This window comes from Corynebacterium sp. MSK195 (assembly GCF_030228885.1).
Lineage (GTDB): Bacteria > Actinomycetota > Actinomycetes > Mycobacteriales > Mycobacteriaceae > Corynebacterium.
In genome coordinates this window covers 28,507-43,428 of the sequence record NZ_JASPGT010000007.1, presented here as the reverse complement: position 1 = coordinate 43,428, position 14,922 = coordinate 28,507, and the positions used below count along the sequence as shown (strand labels likewise).

The 14,922-nt window shown below is 60.4% G+C and carries 17 protein-coding genes; 9 read left to right on the top strand and 8 right to left on the bottom strand.

Annotated features, from left to right (window positions below; translation table 11 throughout):
- Positions 1-148 precede the first annotated feature (148 nt).
- Positions 149-322 (bottom strand): 50S ribosomal protein L32, encoded by a 174-nt coding sequence (rpmF, locus tag QP909_RS08080; RefSeq protein WP_005279913.1) that lies wholly within the window; start codon positions 320-322, stop codon positions 149-151.
- Between the two features lie 15 nt (positions 323-337).
- Positions 338-607, bottom strand: coding sequence for a type B 50S ribosomal protein L31 (locus QP909_RS08075; RefSeq protein WP_005323793.1), 270 nt, complete (start codon positions 605-607; stop codon positions 338-340).
- A 473-nt stretch (positions 608-1,080) separates the two neighbouring features.
- Between QP909_RS08075 and rpmB the strand changes: the two genes are divergently transcribed.
- The 6 genes from rpmB to QP909_RS08045 all read left to right on the top strand — a co-directional run bounded on the left by rpmB (position 1,081) and on the right by QP909_RS08045 (position 3,903).
- Positions 1,081-1,317: a 50S ribosomal protein L28 gene (gene rpmB / locus QP909_RS08070; protein ID WP_005279911.1), complete on the top strand. Its 237-nt coding sequence runs from the start codon at positions 1,081-1,083 to the stop codon at positions 1,315-1,317.
- Positions 1,318-1,319: 2 nt separating this feature from the next.
- On the top strand, positions 1,320-1,484 hold the full coding sequence (gene rpmG / locus QP909_RS08065) for a 50S ribosomal protein L33 (RefSeq protein WP_005279910.1): 165 nt from the start codon (positions 1,320-1,322) through the stop codon (positions 1,482-1,484).
- A gap of 3 nt (positions 1,485-1,487) precedes the next feature.
- Complete coding sequence (rpsN, locus tag QP909_RS08060) at positions 1,488-1,793, top strand: 30S ribosomal protein S14 (protein WP_005279906.1); 306 nt, start codon at positions 1,488-1,490, stop codon at positions 1,791-1,793.
- Between the two features lie 15 nt (positions 1,794-1,808).
- Positions 1,809-2,063, top strand: a complete 255-nt coding sequence (gene rpsR / locus QP909_RS08055; protein ID WP_005279904.1) for a 30S ribosomal protein S18 — start codon at positions 1,809-1,811, stop codon at positions 2,061-2,063.
- A gap of 241 nt (positions 2,064-2,304) precedes the next feature.
- A complete protein-coding gene (locus QP909_RS08050; RefSeq protein WP_284766848.1) occupies positions 2,305-3,084 on the top strand; it encodes a putative nucleotidyltransferase substrate binding domain-containing protein in 780 nt (259 codons plus the stop codon).
- 102 nt (positions 3,085-3,186) lie between these two features.
- A complete protein-coding gene (locus QP909_RS08045) occupies positions 3,187-3,903 on the top strand; it encodes a TetR/AcrR family transcriptional regulator (RefSeq protein ID WP_204609795.1) in 717 nt (238 codons plus the stop codon).
- Positions 3,904-3,919: 16 nt separating this feature from the next.
- Here the strand turns inward: QP909_RS08045 and QP909_RS08040 are convergent, their stop codons facing one another.
- Genes QP909_RS08040 through QP909_RS08020 form a run of 5 tightly spaced genes read right to left on the bottom strand, consistent with a single transcriptional unit; the run spans position 3,920 to position 9,392 of the window.
- Positions 3,920-4,552, bottom strand: coding sequence for a hypothetical protein (locus tag QP909_RS08040; protein ID WP_284766847.1), 633 nt, complete (start codon positions 4,550-4,552; stop codon positions 3,920-3,922).
- Between the two features lie 24 nt (positions 4,553-4,576).
- Positions 4,577-5,503 carry a hypothetical protein gene (locus QP909_RS08035; protein WP_284766846.1) on the bottom strand — a complete coding sequence of 309 codons (927 nt, stop codon included), beginning with the start codon at positions 5,501-5,503 and terminating at the stop codon, positions 4,577-4,579.
- Positions 5,504-5,518: 15 nt separating this feature from the next.
- The gene (gene purH / locus QP909_RS08030; RefSeq protein WP_284766845.1) at positions 5,519-7,051 is read right to left on the bottom strand and encodes a bifunctional phosphoribosylaminoimidazolecarboxamide formyltransferase/IMP cyclohydrolase; all 1,533 of its coding nucleotides are present in this window, start codon (positions 7,049-7,051) and stop codon (positions 5,519-5,521) included.
- A gap of 27 nt (positions 7,052-7,078) precedes the next feature.
- Positions 7,079-7,687, bottom strand: a complete 609-nt coding sequence (gene purN, locus QP909_RS08025) for a phosphoribosylglycinamide formyltransferase (protein WP_284766912.1) — start codon at positions 7,685-7,687, stop codon at positions 7,079-7,081.
- Between the two features lie 22 nt (positions 7,688-7,709).
- Positions 7,710-9,392: a cell division protein PerM gene (locus tag QP909_RS08020; protein ID WP_284766844.1), complete on the bottom strand. Its 1,683-nt coding sequence runs from the start codon at positions 9,390-9,392 to the stop codon at positions 7,710-7,712.
- A gap of 430 nt (positions 9,393-9,822) precedes the next feature.
- Here QP909_RS08020 and QP909_RS08015 point away from each other — a divergent pair, with 430 nt between their 5' ends.
- Together QP909_RS08015 and QP909_RS08010 are read left to right on the top strand one after the other, a co-directional pair.
- On the top strand, positions 9,823-10,572 hold the full coding sequence (locus QP909_RS08015; RefSeq protein WP_239279230.1) for a M23 family metallopeptidase: 750 nt from the start codon (positions 9,823-9,825) through the stop codon (positions 10,570-10,572).
- A gap of 630 nt (positions 10,573-11,202) precedes the next feature.
- Positions 11,203-11,961 (top strand): M23 family metallopeptidase, encoded by a 759-nt coding sequence (locus QP909_RS08010; protein WP_284766843.1) that lies wholly within the window; start codon positions 11,203-11,205, stop codon positions 11,959-11,961.
- Here the strand turns inward: QP909_RS08010 and pcrA are convergent.
- Entirely contained in the window at positions 11,958-14,483 is a 2,526-nt protein-coding gene (pcrA, locus tag QP909_RS08005) for a DNA helicase PcrA (RefSeq protein ID WP_284766842.1), read from the bottom strand. The two genes, QP909_RS08010 and pcrA, sit on opposite strands and share 4 nt — an antisense overlap.
- A gap of 97 nt (positions 14,484-14,580) precedes the next feature.
- Here pcrA and QP909_RS08000 point away from each other — a divergent pair, with 97 nt between their 5' ends.
- Entirely contained in the window at positions 14,581-14,904 is a 324-nt protein-coding gene (locus QP909_RS08000; RefSeq protein WP_005323805.1) for a chorismate mutase, read from the top strand.
- Positions 14,905-14,922 lie beyond the last annotated feature (18 nt).

Below are 14,922 nucleotides of genomic sequence, written 5' to 3'. Positions count from 1 at the left end.
ATGGCAGTCAACTTCATGAAGTTAAGGGAAATATTTACCCCCACAGTCCCCCAAATACGGCTAAAACATGCTTATAGAACGCTTCTAAAGCTAAAAATCCCCGCCCAGCCCTCTAATCGAGAGCGGACGGGGAGATTAAAGAGCGAGCTTAGAACTGCTCTACGTCAACCAAGCCCAGCTTGGCAGCCTTAACCAGGCGGCGCGGGATACGGACGGTCTGGCCGTCGATGGTGACTTCCTGGAGGGCTACATTGTCAGCCTTCCACTGGGAACGGCGTGCGTGGGTGTTCGCACGGGACTTCTTAAACTTAGGAGTTGCCATTTTCTACTCTCCTCCTTACGCGTTCTTCTTCTTGCGGCGTGCCATGCCACCGAAGCGCTGGTTGAAGCGCTCGACGCGGCCGGCGGTATCCATAACGCGCTGTGCACCAGTCCAGAACGGGTGGGACTCAGCGGTAACGTCAACGACGATCAGTGGGTACTCGTTGCCGTCTTCCCACTCAACGGTGCGGTCGGAGGAAGCGGTGGACTTGGTCAAAAAGGAGTGACCGGTACCAGCATCCCGGAAGACTACCGGGTGGTAATCCGGGTGAATATCTTTCTTCATATATATTCCCTCAGGGTTGGACTACGGGTCGGTTCCACACCCTTAGCGTGGATCGTGCCCGAGTTGGGACGTACAAATTTCACTCTGTTAACCGCGCGCCGCGCGGCACGGGTCAACAACCTGAATTATCCTACAGTCAACTAACCCATATACGAAATCCCCAACCAGCGGCAACCACTCATTTCACTCCCGTTTCTTGCGCCACGCTTAACGGTGCCCCACAGGCAAACACCACCCCAGCACGGCAAACGGCCCACCTGCCACAGCAAGATAGCGATTAGGTAATTCGCGTCCGAGGCTGTAAGATTTTCCCTTGCTGTTGTCAAAATATACGTTTTACGCCCCGTCTACTGGTGTTTGACGATGGCGCCGCACCCGCTCACACCTCACTTTTGAGCACTGCCACCCTCACACGGCAGTCGGCGCTTCATTGTCTATAGCCATGATGTGGGCGGCTAGGAGAAAGAAGACCCATGTCGGCTATTTGCCAGGTAACGGGCCGCAAGCCGGAATTCGGCAAGCAGGTCTCGCACTCGCACCGCCGCACTTCGCGCCGTTGGAACCCCAACGTGCAGCGTCGTCGCTACTACCTGCCCTCTGAGGGCCGTACCATCACCCTGAATGTTTCCACGAAGGGCATGAAGATCATCGACCGCGATGGCATCGAGTCCGTTGTGGCTAAGATTCGCGCACGTGGGGAGAAGATTTAAGTATGGCACGTAACGATATCCGCCCAATCATCAAGCTTAAGTCCACTGCGGGCACCGGTTACACCTACGTGACCCGTAAGAACAAGCGCAACAACCCGGATCGCATCACCTTGAAGAAGTTCGATCCGATTGCCCGCAAGCACGTCGAATTCCGCGAGGAGCGATAATCAATGGCTAAGAAGTCCAAGATCGCTAAGAACGAGCAGCGCAAGGAAATCGTCGCCCGCTACGCGGAGCGTCGCGCTGAGCTCAAGAAGATCATCAAGAACCCGAACACCCCGGATGAGGAGCGCCTGGAGGCTCAGTTCGAGCTGAACCGCCAGCCTCGTGACGCTTCCCCAGCCCGCGTACGTAACCGTGACGCTGCCGATGGCCGCCCACGCGGTTACCTCCGCAAGTTCGGCCTGTCCCGTGTCCGTATGCGCGGCATGGCTCACCGTGGTGAGCTGCCGGGCGTTCGTAAGTCCAGCTGGTAAAGGGGTAATTGCACAATGGCTAATAAGCGCAATAACCAAAAGAAGTTCCGTATGGAGCAGAGCCGTCGCCCAAAGAAGAACCCTTTGAAGGCTGAGGGCATCGAGAAGGTGGACTACAAGGACACCAAGACTCTGCGTCTGTTCATCTCGGATCGTCACAAGATCCGTTCCCGTCGCGTCACCGGTCTGACCCCGCAGCAGCAGCGTCAGGTTGCTACCGCAGTCAAGAACGCACGCGAAATGGCTCTCCTGCCGTTCACCACCCGCTAAACAGTAGCTGGGTATCAACAGCGCACTTTTGCCGCTGGCAAGTGTGACACGGTAAAAGAACCATAAGCTTTCGCCGCCTCCCTCCTCGAGGGCAGGCGGCGAAAGTCGTTTTAGCCCCCCCCTATCCCTCCTCGTGGCCCACATGCACGGCTTACCAGGCTGAGGTGTTAGATTGAAAACATTCGTGTACCCCGCAGCCGGCGGGGTACACTGGCCCCGCACTAGTGAAAGGCAGTGAGCAATGGCCCTGCACCAATCCCTACTCGATCTCTCCGAGCTCGCCCCGCACTGCCAATCTCGCGCTACGGCCCGCGGACTGCTCGCAGAGGCCCAAGATATCTTGCGCAACGCGGTCGCCCACCAGGACAATGAGATTGAATTGGCCCACTGGTATTCCCGGCTGATTACGGATATTGTTCGCTCCCCGGGGGTCAACTCCCCGGTCCGCCTTAGCGGCGCTGCCGCCCGTGGCGACCAGTTGCCCTCCATGCCCGTGGTGTGGATGGGTGAAGATGCCGATCTGCAAGAGGTCTTCGCTGATGTCGGTCTCCAGGCTCACGTAGCCGCCGATTCCATCGCCGCGCGAGTCGACGCCGGCCTGCCCCTTGGAAACGGCGGGGAACAAGCGCTACTGGCAGAAGCCTTGGGCCAGCGCCCTCCTGCCCTAAAGATGGTCGATGGCCTGCCGGACCGCGATACAGCGGTGGATATTAAAGTCACACTGCTCTCCCCCATCGCGGCAATCGCACGCTGGGCAGCGCCGGGGCCGCGCCCCACGGTGGATCGCTTAGCGATCGGCGTGGAACGCGATCTGCTTAGCGCTGCTGATGCAGAGGCTTTGGACCTAGCGTGGCGCACTGGCTATGCGTTAGAGTTGCGCCGTTGGTACGAGGGCGTTAGTGATCACTCGGCAACATTGCGCGATCTCCCGCCGTTAGACCGCACTGCTTATGGCTCCGCGTGCCGCATTGTCTCGGCGGCGTTTGAGTCTATTGCCCGTCGGACGGAAGAATATAAATAGTCTCTACGGTGCGGATTCGGAAGCAGTACCTAGTCGGGCATAAGATTGTACAGTTGATTATTAGAAGTGATTTCTCTTTTGCGAAAGGAGGCGTCCCACCGCATGGCAGGCAATGTCGGTAGGCCGCGTAAACATAGCCCGCGGCGCAGGGGCAATAGCGCCCGAGAGGAGATCCTGGACGCCTCCTCCGAGCTTTTCACTACTCAGGGTTTTGCTACCACGTCCACGCACCAGATCGCAGACGCGGTGGGCATCCGTCAGGCGTCGCTGTACTACCACTTCCCGTCCAAGACGGAGATTTTCCTGACGCTGCTCAATTCCACCATCGAGCCCTCCTTGGAGTTGGCCGATGAGTTGGCAGGTACCGACGCGGCCCCAGCACAGCGCCTGTGGTCTTTGGTCGCCGCAGAATCGCGTCTGCTGCTCACCAGTGGCTGGAACGTAGGCCGCCTGTATCAGCTGCCGGTGGCTAATTCTTCGGAGTTCTCCGAGTATCACGAGTCCCGCGACCGCCTGCAGAATCATTTCCGCTCCACCGCCGCCGCCATTGTGGGCGAGGATGACCCCCGCGTGGAGCTGCCCTTCCACATCGCGCTGTCCGTTATTGAAATGCGCCCCAATAACGGCACCCCTCCGTTCGACGCTTCCCAGTCGGTTCCGGAGACTGCCGCCATGCTTGCCGACGCCGCCTTGGCCGTCCTCGGCGCCTCCGTCCCCGACAATGCCGAGGAAACTACCCTCGAGCTACTGAAGAATCGCAACGACTCCATCTCTGCGGCCGCCGCCGCAGCGGCCGACCGCAAGAAGAAGTCGCGCTAGGCCCTCGTTTTCCGCGTTAGCGCTGCCACGACTCCGTGAATTCGCCCGTGGCGGCCAATCCGCCGCCCTCGCGCACGCTCACTGCGCTCGGGGTCACCACTATGATCGACGGATCCGCATTGACGTAGTAGTTATTGCCGTCTTGGGTAACGTCGCTCGTCTGGAACTGGCCATCAAACATCGACGATCGATAGATCTTGTCGCCACCTCCGGTCTCGCAAATGATGACCCTGCCGTCGGGACCAGCCCCAGCGAACAAGGCACGCTCAAAGCGCTGACAGTTGGCGTAGCCTCCGTCGAGCCATCCGTACTCGTTGAAATCAGAAATGTAGTTTCCCACACCCGTCTTCTGACCCCCACCGGTGGAAGACGGGGCCTCCTGCTTTTCCGTCTGCGTGACCGTAACTACCGGCGGTTCCTCAGGGGCTTCCTCTTGCTTGGTTACAGTCTCTTGCGCGGCTGTGGATTCCTCGGCGTTTTCCTCTTCTCTGTCGGAGTTATTGACCGTGGTCATTCCGCTGCCCTTCCCTTTGAAGCTCGGGGCAGCGTCGTCCGTGGAGTCACTGCAACCGCTCAGCGCGAGGCTGGCGGCCACGAGCGGGACGAAACCTGCGGCAATGAGCGAGCGGAGGTTTAAGCGAGAAGTCATGAGTTTTCCTTTCTACTGGCAGGCTTAGCAGGCAGGGCTGGACCACTGGGTATCGGCCTGCGCTAGGGCTTCGGCCATGGAGGTAAGCACTGTTTGGGTGGAGACGTACTGGCCATCAGGGGATGAGGCAATCAGTGCCACGGCGACGTCGTGCCCGCCCAGTTGCACGATGCCCATCTGCCGCACATCGTAGGAACCGGCCGGGCTCGGTCCCCAGCCGCCTTTCATCAAGGCGCCCGGCAGGGTGCGCAGGCCGTAGCCTTGGGCGGGATCGGCGACACCCATGGCGTCGATAATCGGCTGGGCTCCTTCAACGCAGCGCAACCCGGCCATGAACTTTGCTTGGTTGCCCACGCTCCACATGGTTTGGCCAAAGGCCGTAAATTCCGGGCGGGTGACCTGGGATTGGACTTGGGTGGCGGTATCTCCCGCCTCCGCGATGACGCTTTGTGCGGCCTGCGCGGCGGCGGTGCCCTCCCCTAGCCCCGCCCACGCGGCTTTGGCGGCCTCGTTATCGGAGTAGGTAATCGCGGAAGACACCAACTGGTTATCGGCAGCACCCGTGCGATTCGCCGCGATGAGCACCGGCACCTTGGAGGTTGACCACGCGGCTTCGGGAGCGGTGCGCCCCGCTTCAATGGTGGTGGTGCCATCGGAGACCGCGATGCCCACATCGCCGTGTTCGGCCACGATGCGGTCAAGCACGGCTTGGACGTCACCGGAAGGGGCCGCGTCCGGTGGCTCCGAGGAGGAGGAAGGCGCAGACGAGGCAGCCGGTGGTGCGGACGTGGTCTCTTTTCCGTAGAGGGGATCTGCCGTGCCACGTGCTTCAGTGTTGACGAAAGTAGGGGAATTATCCGCCGCATCCTCATCGCCGCAGGCGCTGAGGGTGAGCGCGCAGGCGATAAGGGCAGCTGCCGGGCCCCAGGCCCGGCGGATAGGGAATGTCATGGCATTTAGCTTAGGCTAGTGCGCGAAGTGGCGGGTACCGGTCAGGTACAAAGTAACGCCGGCTTCCTTCGCTGCCGCGATGACTTCTTCGTCGCGGATGGAGCCGCCGGGCTGAACAACGGCCTTAACGCCGGCGTCGAGAAGCACCTGCAAACCATCGGCGAACGGGAAGAAGGCGTCGGAAGCGGCGAAGGAGCCTTCGGTACGGTTGGCACCATCGGCCAAGGTGTTAGCGCGCTCGACGGCCAGCTTGGCGGAGTCAACGCGGTTGACCTGGCCCATGCCTACACCCACGGTGGCATTGTCCTTGGCCAGCAAGATGGCATTGGACTTCACCGCGCGCACGGCGCGCCATGCGAATTCGAGCTCAGCCAAGTCGGACTCGTTGAGGGCCTCGCCCGCAGCCAGGGTCCAGTTGGCCGGGTTATCGCCCTCGGCCTGGTAGGTGTCTGGCTCTTGGGTGAGCACGCCGCCGGAGATGTACTTGCGCTCCTCGTACTGGTCTTCGTGCTCTGCCTGCAGCACGCGCAGGTTCTTCTTGGACTTGAGCACCTCGATGGCGCCGTCCTCATAGGAAGGCGCAACGATGACCTCAGTGAAAATCTCCTTGACCTGCTCGGCCATCTCTACGGTGACCTCACGGTTGACGGCAATCACGCCACCGAAGGCGGACATTGGGTCGCACGCGTGCGCCGCACGGTGGGCGGCGGCGATGGACTCCTCGGACACGGCAATGCCGCATGGGTTAGTGTGCTTGATAATCGCAACACAGGGACGCTCGTGGTCCCAGGCGGCGCGCCACGCGGCATCCGCATCCTGGTAATTGTTGTAGCTCATCTCCTTGCCATTGAACTGGGTGGCATTGGCAAGGCCCTTGGAACCGATGCGGGTGACGGTCGCCGCCTGGTGAGAGTTCTCGCCGTAGCGCAGCGAGGTGGTTTGGCCCTCCTCGCTGAGCTGATCCACGAACCACGCGGAGACGGCCGCATCATACTCCGCGGTGTGCAGGAAGGCGTCGCGCGCCAAGCCGCGGCGCTGCTCCAGGGTAAAGCCACCGTTGTTCACGGCCTCCACTGCCTCACCGTAGCGGGAAGGGTCTACCACAACGGCAACGGACGGGTGGTTCTTGGCGGCCGCACGCACCATGGATGGGCCGCCGATATCAATCTGTTCCACGCAGCCATCAAAGTCCGCGCCCGAGGCCACAGTCTCGCGGAAGGGATACAGGTTGACCACGACGAGCTGGAAAGGCTCTACCTCGAGCTCGGAGAGCTGGTTGAGGTGGTCGTCCTTGCGGGTATCGGCCAGGATTCCGGCGTGCACGCGCGGGTGCAGCGTCTTGACGCGGCCTTCCAAGCACTCCGGGAAGCCGGTGAGCTTTTCTACCGGAGTGACCTCGATGCCTAGGTCCGCGATCTTCTTCGCGGTGGAGCCGGTGGAGACGATTTCCACGCCTGCCTTATCGAGGGCGCGGGCTAGATCCTCCAGCCCGGTCTTGTCGTACACGCTGATAAGGGCGCGCTTTACCTGCTTGCGGTCTTCGCTCATGAGGAGGATTAAGCCTTTCGAAAAGTCTTAGTCTGCGAGTTGAATAGTTAGTTTCTCGTCGTGGACGTTAGCTGCACGCAGCACCTCCACGATGAGATCGCGCTCTACTTGTTTAATGCGTTCATGGAGGGTGGACTCGTCATCGTCCGCGTCAATGACAACGGGGCGCTGCGCGATGATGGAGCCGGTATCCACGCCCGCGTCCACAAAGTGGACGGTAGAGCCAGTGATCTTCACGCCATAATCTAGGGCGTCGCGCACCGCGTGCGCTCCCTTGAAGGCAGGCAGTAGCGCCGGGTGGGTATTGATGGTGCGGCCTTCGAAGCGGTCCAAGAATTCCTGGCCCAGGATCTTCATAAAGCCCGCAGAAACAACAACGTCTGGCTGCGCAGCATCTACTGCGTCAACCAGACGTTGATTCCATTCGGCGCGATCCGCACCCAGCGCCACGACCTCGGTTTCAATCCCGTGGCCCTGTGCGCGCGCAATACCGTGGCATTCCTTATCCGCCACCACCTTCACTACCTGGTAATTCCCGGCCTGGGCATCCACGATGGCTTGTAGCAGGGAACCCGTTCCAGAAATGAGCACCACCACTCGGAGGCGTTCAGGGTCAGCGGTATAGCGCGGAGGCATCGGTGAAGTCACGCGCTATAGCCTAGCCCCTCTCCCCCTCCTCGGGGGAATCTTCGCCCGTGGAGTCCTGCTCACTCTCCCCCATTTGGTCCTTGAGCTGTTGGCTCAGCGGCTTGGCGACGCCCCTTTCATTGCCCTCCTCAGCCTCATCCTGCTGCTCTGCTGTTTCTTCAGCTGGAGTGTCCTTATCTTTCTGCTCTTCTTCCGGTTCCTCTGCGGCCTCGCCAGGTGCGGAATCCTGGGGCTCGTCCTCGACTACCTCGGCATCAACGATTTCCGGATCGGTGATGGGCTCGCGCTCCGGTTCGGCGGGGGCGTCGTCAGTTTCGGCGGTCGCTGCATCGGTCACCTCGGTAGTGGTGGCATCAGCAGCGGGCTCATCGGCGGCTGGGTCCACACCAGGTACCGTGCGGGCCGCGCGCCAGGCCACGAAGGCGAAGCCTGCGGCAACGGCACAACCAACGACAGCCATCCACAGGGCGGTAAGGCCTGCGGCAGTCCACAGCTGCGGGCCGGTCGCGCCGTAGTAGCCAAGGTCACCGCTGACAAGGTAGCAGGCAACCAGCATGAGTACTGCGGAGGCCACCGTAGCTACGAGGACGTCTTGAAAGCTCGGACGTTTCTTGTACAAAGAGTAGATTGCAGCGCCGAGGGGGACGATCAATAGCGCCACCGCCCAGCTGGGCGCGGAGGCAGGAATGCCGCCGGTAATGGGCAGCGGTGGCAGCGGCACGAGGTGGGCGCTAAAGAGGCTTACCGAGCCTTCGCCTACGGAGAACTCCGAGCCCACCAATACCGCCGCGGTGCTCACGATGGCATTGGGAATGTAGAGCACGCTCAGCAGCACGAGTCCGGCAATGCCTAAGCCGGAGATCGTAGGATAGTCATTCATCATCTCGCCCTGGCGGGAGACATTGACAAGGAATACCACCGCAAAGACTGCGGCTGCGCCAATGGCCAGGTAGGCGAGATAGCGAAGGGCGATCTGGGTGGCGTCGACAAGCGGGCGCGGTACCCCATAACGCTTGGCCAACGCCCGCCACAAGCGCCACCCCATACCGGACGCCATGGCGGCCAGATGCAGAACAATAACGCGCAGCAACGCCTGCGCCAGATTAGGCGGGGAGACGTCATAGACCTTGCCCGCATCCCACAGCATCAGCCACGCGATGATGGTAAATACCACCGGCACACCAAGCACGCAGGCCAAAAGAGTAAGCAGGTCCTTGACGCTGACCTTGTGTTTTACCGCGCTGCGCACACGAACCGCCACCACCGCGGCGAGAATAAGCGCTGGCAAGGCCGGCAGGAAGGAAATATGCACATCAGCCGCAGAGACCGGGGCGAGGTTAAAGACCATCCAGGCCTCCGCCACGATGGTGTACCACCACGCCATGGGAGAGCCGGTGAGCATGAGACTGCCAAGCGCGATGGCCATAATGATAAGGACAATAACCACGTTGGGCACTGCCGCCGTAATAAGCATGCGGCGAATGCGCCCGGCTTTGGTCAGCGGCGCGGGGGTACGGCGCGCCTTGACCTTGGAGCCGGCTTTACGGGCGACGCGCTGCGCCGATCCAGAGGACTGGCGTGAGCCACTGGGATGAGGCGCGCGTGGGGTGCGCTCCGCGCGCACCGTACAGCCCCGCGCCTGGCTACGCGGGCGGGGCGTTGACCGAGATTGGGGGCTGGTGTTTTTGTTCATCGGCGTCCACTTTGCCACCTTCCGGAAGTGAAATCGGGGTGGCGCGACGAGGCACTCGCAAAATCACCGGCGGCAACCCCTGTACCTGGGCTATACAAATATATAAGGAGTATAAAATCTACCCTGGTTTCACACCCTTAACTCTGGCTGTAATACTATGAAGGAAAAGGCCGCTAGTTTTGCGTGACGCACGCGGAGCTCGCGTGGGATCTTTATCGCACTAATAACATTCCGTGTGCCCCATGTTGCCTGCTCGTGGACAATTTCCCCGAGGCGAGCCTGAAAATTCTTTAATTTGGGTTGCTGTTATCTTTTCGAGACGCTACTGTTACATCTCGTTGGTAACAAGAAGGTCACAATCTCGTAACTAACTCGGTGGGGACGTAACACTCGTTCTGCGCAGATTGTGAAAATGACGAAAGAAGACCTAATGCGAAGCAAAGTTCAGCGTGGCGCCGGCCGCCATCGCAAGATTGTCACCTCGCAGACCGCGAAGGGCCGCATTGCCGTAATGACGGTTGCGGCAGGTGCAGTTTCCACGGCCGGCGTTGGTGGCGCAGCCGCCGCAAACATCCAGTCCGATGACGCGGCCACCACCAAGACGCAGTCCGTTGACTTCGAGCTCGCCTCTGACTCCACCCAAGCTGAGGATGCTGCTGCGGCTCCGGTTGATACCACCCCACAGATCCTCAACGTTGCTGAGGCTAAGCCAGTTGCCGATCTGACCGATCAGCTCAACAAAGCCATCCAGGCTTCTGAAGAGCGTGCAGCTGCCGACGAAGCCGCTCGCGCACCTTCCGTTGCCCGCCCTGCAGAAGGCGCATTCACCTCCCCATTCGCCATGCGCTGGGGCACCTTCCACAAGGGCGTCGACATCGCCAACTCTCCCGGCACCCCAATCCTTGCCGTCATGGATGGTACGGTCATCGACTCCGGTCCAGCCTCCGGCTTTGGCCAGTGGATCCGCATCATGCACGACGACGGCACCATGACCGTTTATGGTCACATGCAAACTCTTGACGTTGCCGTTGGCGAGCATGTGCACGCCGGCCAGAAGATTGCCGGCATGGGCTCGATGGGCTTTTCCACCGGCTCCCACCTCCACTTCGAAGTTCACCCAAACGGTGGCGAGGCAATCGATCCGCAGCCTTGGCTGGCCGAGCGAGGCATCGACCTCTAAGGCCCACCCCAATACCTTCTTGTTAAGCGCCGCAGTGGCTTTCCCTGCGGCGCTTTTTCATGTCTACAATTTCGCCCAAGGCACCAGCGACAGCTCCCGACCACCTAGGCTACAGCCATCCTTCCCAAGACTCCTCAGGGGCGTCCCGACATTCCCATTGCGCCACCCACAAAAGGCAAGCCTCGCCAAGGCAAGCGCCCCACCACTGGGCCCACAGCACATATTGCACCACACAGGCAAGTCCAGTACGCAGGCTTGTCGCAGGTAAATGCACATTTTCGCCAATCACTGGCCCTGAACGCGACACGCTATCCCCAGAGCGACACAACCACCCCCGAAGTCTACCCCCAGACCCTAAACCAGTACTTTACAGACGCCACTCTAATCACATTCGTAACACGCGCAACAAGCTGGCATGTTCGAAAGATTTCGAAATATTTCCGCCGCTACCAGCGTTTTTTAAGATTGCGCGGGCCATTCGAGCGGGCTACCTTTAACTCGTTGCCACGAGCGATTACGAGCGCAAGCATTTCGGCTTTCGGCGTGTCGCGGTTGGCAGTTCAAAGACGCCATCCTCTATAGGATTTGGGCGTCCTAAGACCATGCACAGCCATGAAAAGGACTTTAACTATGAAGCGCATGAACCGCGCACGCAAGAACGTGGCGCTGAGCATCGTTACGCTTGGCACCGTACTTGCTACCGGCACCACCGCTTTTGCTGCAGAGCCAGTGGCTAGCGTGGACGTATCGGACGGCTCCTCCGAGCCCACCGCTACCAATGTAGATAACGCCGGCGTGGTCGACGCCCTTGTTGGCCTGGCCACCACCACCGTAGGCGTATTGAACGGCGAGGCTACTCCGCAGGTAGATGGAAACGAATCCGGCGGCGTCAATATCGTCTTGGATCCGGGTTCTGTACCGGGATTGAAGGAAGCCTTTGCCCCGCAAGGAAACCACTCCGGTCTCACCACCAAGCGCGGCAAGGACTCCGCCGGCAATACCGTGGTCTTTCCTACCTCCGGCACACTTACTTCTGGCTTTGGCCAGCGTTGGGGCACGATGCACAACGGCATCGACGTAGCCAACTCCGTGGGCACCCCGATTCTGGCGGTCATGGACGGCACCGTCATCAACTCCGGTCCAGCGCAGGGCTTTGGCAACTGGATCCGCATCCAGCACGATGACGGCACCATCTCCGTCTACGGTCACATGCCGGCAGACCTGCTCAAGGTAAATGTGGGCGAGCGCGTGACCGCGGGTCAGGAAATCGCCGGCATTGGCAACGAGGGCCACTCCACTGGCCCGCACCTCCACTTTGAAATTCACCCAGGCGGAGGCGCCCCCGTTGACCCAGTTTCCTGGTTCAACGAGCGCGGCATTTCGGTCTAAAGCTTTTCCATCGGCACTCCGCCGATGAGCATCAGCCGGACCTTACCGGAAGAACCAAAGTCCACGGTGACCGTGGCGCGCTTGCCGGAGCCGGACGTCTCAATGACAGTTCCGAGCCCGTACTTGGCGTGATTGACGCGGTCACCCACGGCTAGGTTGAGGTTATTGTTCTTAGGCATCGAGGTCGCCGCCGGCTTGCTGGTGCGCTGCGATGGGGAAGACGCAGCGCGCCCTGCACCGCGGGATCCGCCCCGAGAACCACCACTGCCCCAACCAGACCAGTCGCGGCCGTAGGAACGACCATATTGGTAGTCGTCCTCGCCCCACGCGCCGGTCAGGGAACTATCGGAGTCTTCGCGCCGCCAGTTGATGAGGTCTTCTGGGACCTCGCCGAGGAAGCGACTGGCGGGATTGGTCACCGGATTGCCCCACGCCGAACGCAAAATGGCGCGGGTAAGATACAGCTGCTCGCGAGCGCGGGTAATGCCCACATAGGCGAGGCGGCGCTCCTCGCTTAGTTCCTTCGGGTCACCCAGTGAGCGCATATGCGGGAATTGGCCATCCTCCCAGCCGGTCAAAAAGACGACGGGGAACTCAAGGCCCTTGGCGGTGTGCAGAGTCATCATGGTGACCACACCGGTCTCGGAATCTGGGATCTGGTCAGCATCGGCCACCAGCGACACCTTTTCCAAGAATGCCTGCAGCGAACCGGGCGCGGCTTCGCCCTCCTCTACTAGCTCGGAGGGGTCCACTGCATCCGCACCGGATGCAGCAAGCTGGTTGGCCGCCTCCGAGGTGAATTCGCGCGCCACCGATACCAACTCGTTGAGGTTATCTAGACGCGCTCCGTCCTGCGGATCATTCGAATTTTCCAATTCCGCCTTGTATCCCGTGGCATCCAAAATGGCGGAAAGCAGCTCGCCCAAATCCGGCTGGCCGGTAACCTCATCGCGCATGGGCGGGATCTGATTGCGGATGCCCTCCATCATGTCGTTGAATTTGGTTACTGCGTTAATGGCCCGGGTGCCGAGGCCAGGGACGTCGCCCCGGGGGACATCGGCAAGCGCCTTGCCAAAGCTAATGCCGTGGTTTTCCGCATGGAGGGCAATATGCCCCTGCGCCTTGTCACCAATGGCACGCTTGGGCACATTGATAATGCGGCGCAGGCTCACCGTATCGTCCGGGTTATCCAAGATGCGCAGGTAGGCCACCATATCGCGGATTTCACGCCGCTCATAAAAGCGCGTGCCACCCACCACCTTGTACGGAATTCCGGAGCGGATAAAGATATCTTCCAGCGCACGGGAGGCGTTATTGGTGCGGTACATGACCGCGATATCGGAATAGCTGCGGCCCTTATCCGCCAGGGAGTCGATTTCAGAGGCGATGAAGCGCGCCTCATCATGCTCATTATCGGCAACGTAGCCTACGATCTGCTCGCCCTCACCGTGGGCGGTCCACAGATTCTTCTCGCGGCGGTTCTCATTCTTGGCAATAACAGCATTGGCCGCATTGAGAATGGTCTGGGTGGAGCGATAGTTCTGCTCCAACAAGATGGTGTGCGCCTGCGGGTAGTCGCGCTCGAATTCTTGAATATTGCGGATGGTCGCGCCGCGGAAGGCATAAATGGACTGATCGGAATCGCCCACTACGCACAGCTCGGGGGCCTCGGGTCCGAGCTCTCCCCTGCCCACGAGCGCGGCAACTAGCGCGTACTGGGCGTGGTTGGTGTCCTGGTACTCGTCGATAAGCACGTGCTTAAAGCGCCGGCGATAGAAATCCACCACCTGCTGGTGCTGGGTGAAAATCCGCACCACCTCACCGATGAGATCATCAAAGTCCACGGCATTGGCCGCGCGCAGGCGGCGCTGATATTCGGCATATACCTGGGCCACGGTGGTCTCAAACGGGTTCTTGGTCTGCTGCGCCTTTTCCAGTGCGGATTCGGGCCCAATGAGTTCGTTTTTGTGGTTGGAAATCTGATTGGCCAGCACGCGCGGGGTGTACTTCTTCAGATCCAGCTGCAAGTCCTTAGCAATCATGGACAATAGCCGGCGGGCATCATCGCCATCATAAATGGTGAAGTTGGTATTAAGACCCGGCACCAGCTGCGCATTTTGGCGCAAGATGCGCACACAGATGGAGTGGAAAGTAGATACCCACATGCGCTCGGCCACTGGGCCTACCAGCCCACCCACGCGCTCCTTCATTTCCGCAGCGGCCTTATTAGTAAAGGTAATGGCGAGGATCTCCCACGGATTCACCCCGCGATGGCGCATGAGATAGGCAATGCGGCGAGTAAGCACGGCGGTCTTGCCAGAACCGGCGCCGGCCACGATGAGCAGCGGGCTGCCCGAGTGGGTAACGGCCTCCAGCTGCTGTGGGTTGAGGCCCTCGGTCAAGGCATCGGGGGATTCGGGCTGCGGGCTCGCTGCGCGCGGTGCACCGAAGCCGCCAAAGGGGCTTGGTGTGGGTGCGCCGCCGGTGGACGGGGAAGGACTAAAAGGAGAGTTTTCGTTCATAATGCCTTCCAACCTACTAGCCCCACCGGACACGCCCCGTATCCGCCGTGCGAGCTGCTATTTCCTTTTGCGCGGGCGGGTGGCACAATATGGTCTTATGACCGCAGAAGATAACAAGGACATCGTCGATAACGGCCTGGACATCCGCACGCCTTCGGGCACGGATGATCCCCTATCTGATGCGGAGATCCAACAGTATCGCGAAGAAATCAACCGCATGGACCGCATCATCTTGGATGCCGCTAAACGCCGCACGGAAGTCTCCCAGGCCATTGGCCGCACCCGCATGAACTCCGGCGGCACCCGCCTGGTCCACACCCGCGAGATCGCCATTTTGAATCAGTTCCGCGATGAACTCGGTGAGGAAGGACCCACCATCGCCTCGGCGCTGCTGCGCATGGGGCGCGGCCGGCTGGGTTAGCCGAATAATTACTGGCCA

Bases quoted from the DNA above. Each gene is read 5' to 3' on its own strand.
- rpsR (WP_005279904.1), top strand. From the start codon at position 1,809: ATGGCTAATAAGCGCAATAACCAAAAGAAGTTCCGTATGGAGCAGAGC.
- purN (WP_284766912.1), bottom strand. From the start codon at position 7,687: ATGCCTCCGCGCTATACCGCTGACCCTGAACGCCTCCGAGTGGTGGTG.
- rpmB (WP_005279911.1), top strand. From the start codon at position 1,081: ATGTCGGCTATTTGCCAGGTAACGGGCCGCAAGCCGGAATTCGGCAAG.
- QP909_RS08045 (WP_204609795.1), top strand. From the start codon at position 3,187: ATGGCAGGCAATGTCGGTAGGCCGCGTAAACATAGCCCGCGGCGCAGG.
- rpmG (WP_005279910.1), top strand. From the start codon at position 1,320: ATGGCACGTAACGATATCCGCCCAATCATCAAGCTTAAGTCCACTGCG.
- QP909_RS08000 (WP_005323805.1), top strand. From the start codon at position 14,581: ATGACCGCAGAAGATAACAAGGACATCGTCGATAACGGCCTGGACATC.
- QP909_RS08075 (WP_005323793.1), bottom strand. From the start codon at position 607: ATGAAGAAAGATATTCACCCGGATTACCACCCGGTAGTCTTCCGGGAT.
- QP909_RS08035 (WP_284766846.1), bottom strand. From the start codon at position 5,503: ATGACATTCCCTATCCGCCGGGCCTGGGGCCCGGCAGCTGCCCTTATC.
- pcrA (WP_284766842.1), bottom strand. From the start codon at position 14,483: ATGAACGAAAACTCTCCTTTTAGTCCTTCCCCGTCCACCGGCGGCGCA.
- purH (WP_284766845.1), bottom strand. From the start codon at position 7,051: ATGAGCGAAGACCGCAAGCAGGTAAAGCGCGCCCTTATCAGCGTGTAC.
- rpsN (WP_005279906.1), top strand. From the start codon at position 1,488: ATGGCTAAGAAGTCCAAGATCGCTAAGAACGAGCAGCGCAAGGAAATC.
- QP909_RS08015 (WP_239279230.1), top strand. From the start codon at position 9,823: ATGCGAAGCAAAGTTCAGCGTGGCGCCGGCCGCCATCGCAAGATTGTC.
- QP909_RS08040 (WP_284766847.1), bottom strand. From the start codon at position 4,552: ATGACTTCTCGCTTAAACCTCCGCTCGCTCATTGCCGCAGGTTTCGTC.
- QP909_RS08020 (WP_284766844.1), bottom strand. From the start codon at position 9,392: ATGAACAAAAACACCAGCCCCCAATCTCGGTCAACGCCCCGCCCGCGT.
- QP909_RS08010 (WP_284766843.1), top strand. From the start codon at position 11,203: ATGAAGCGCATGAACCGCGCACGCAAGAACGTGGCGCTGAGCATCGTT.
- QP909_RS08050 (WP_284766848.1), top strand. From the start codon at position 2,305: ATGGCCCTGCACCAATCCCTACTCGATCTCTCCGAGCTCGCCCCGCAC.
- rpmF (WP_005279913.1), bottom strand. From the start codon at position 322: ATGGCAACTCCTAAGTTTAAGAAGTCCCGTGCGAACACCCACGCACGC.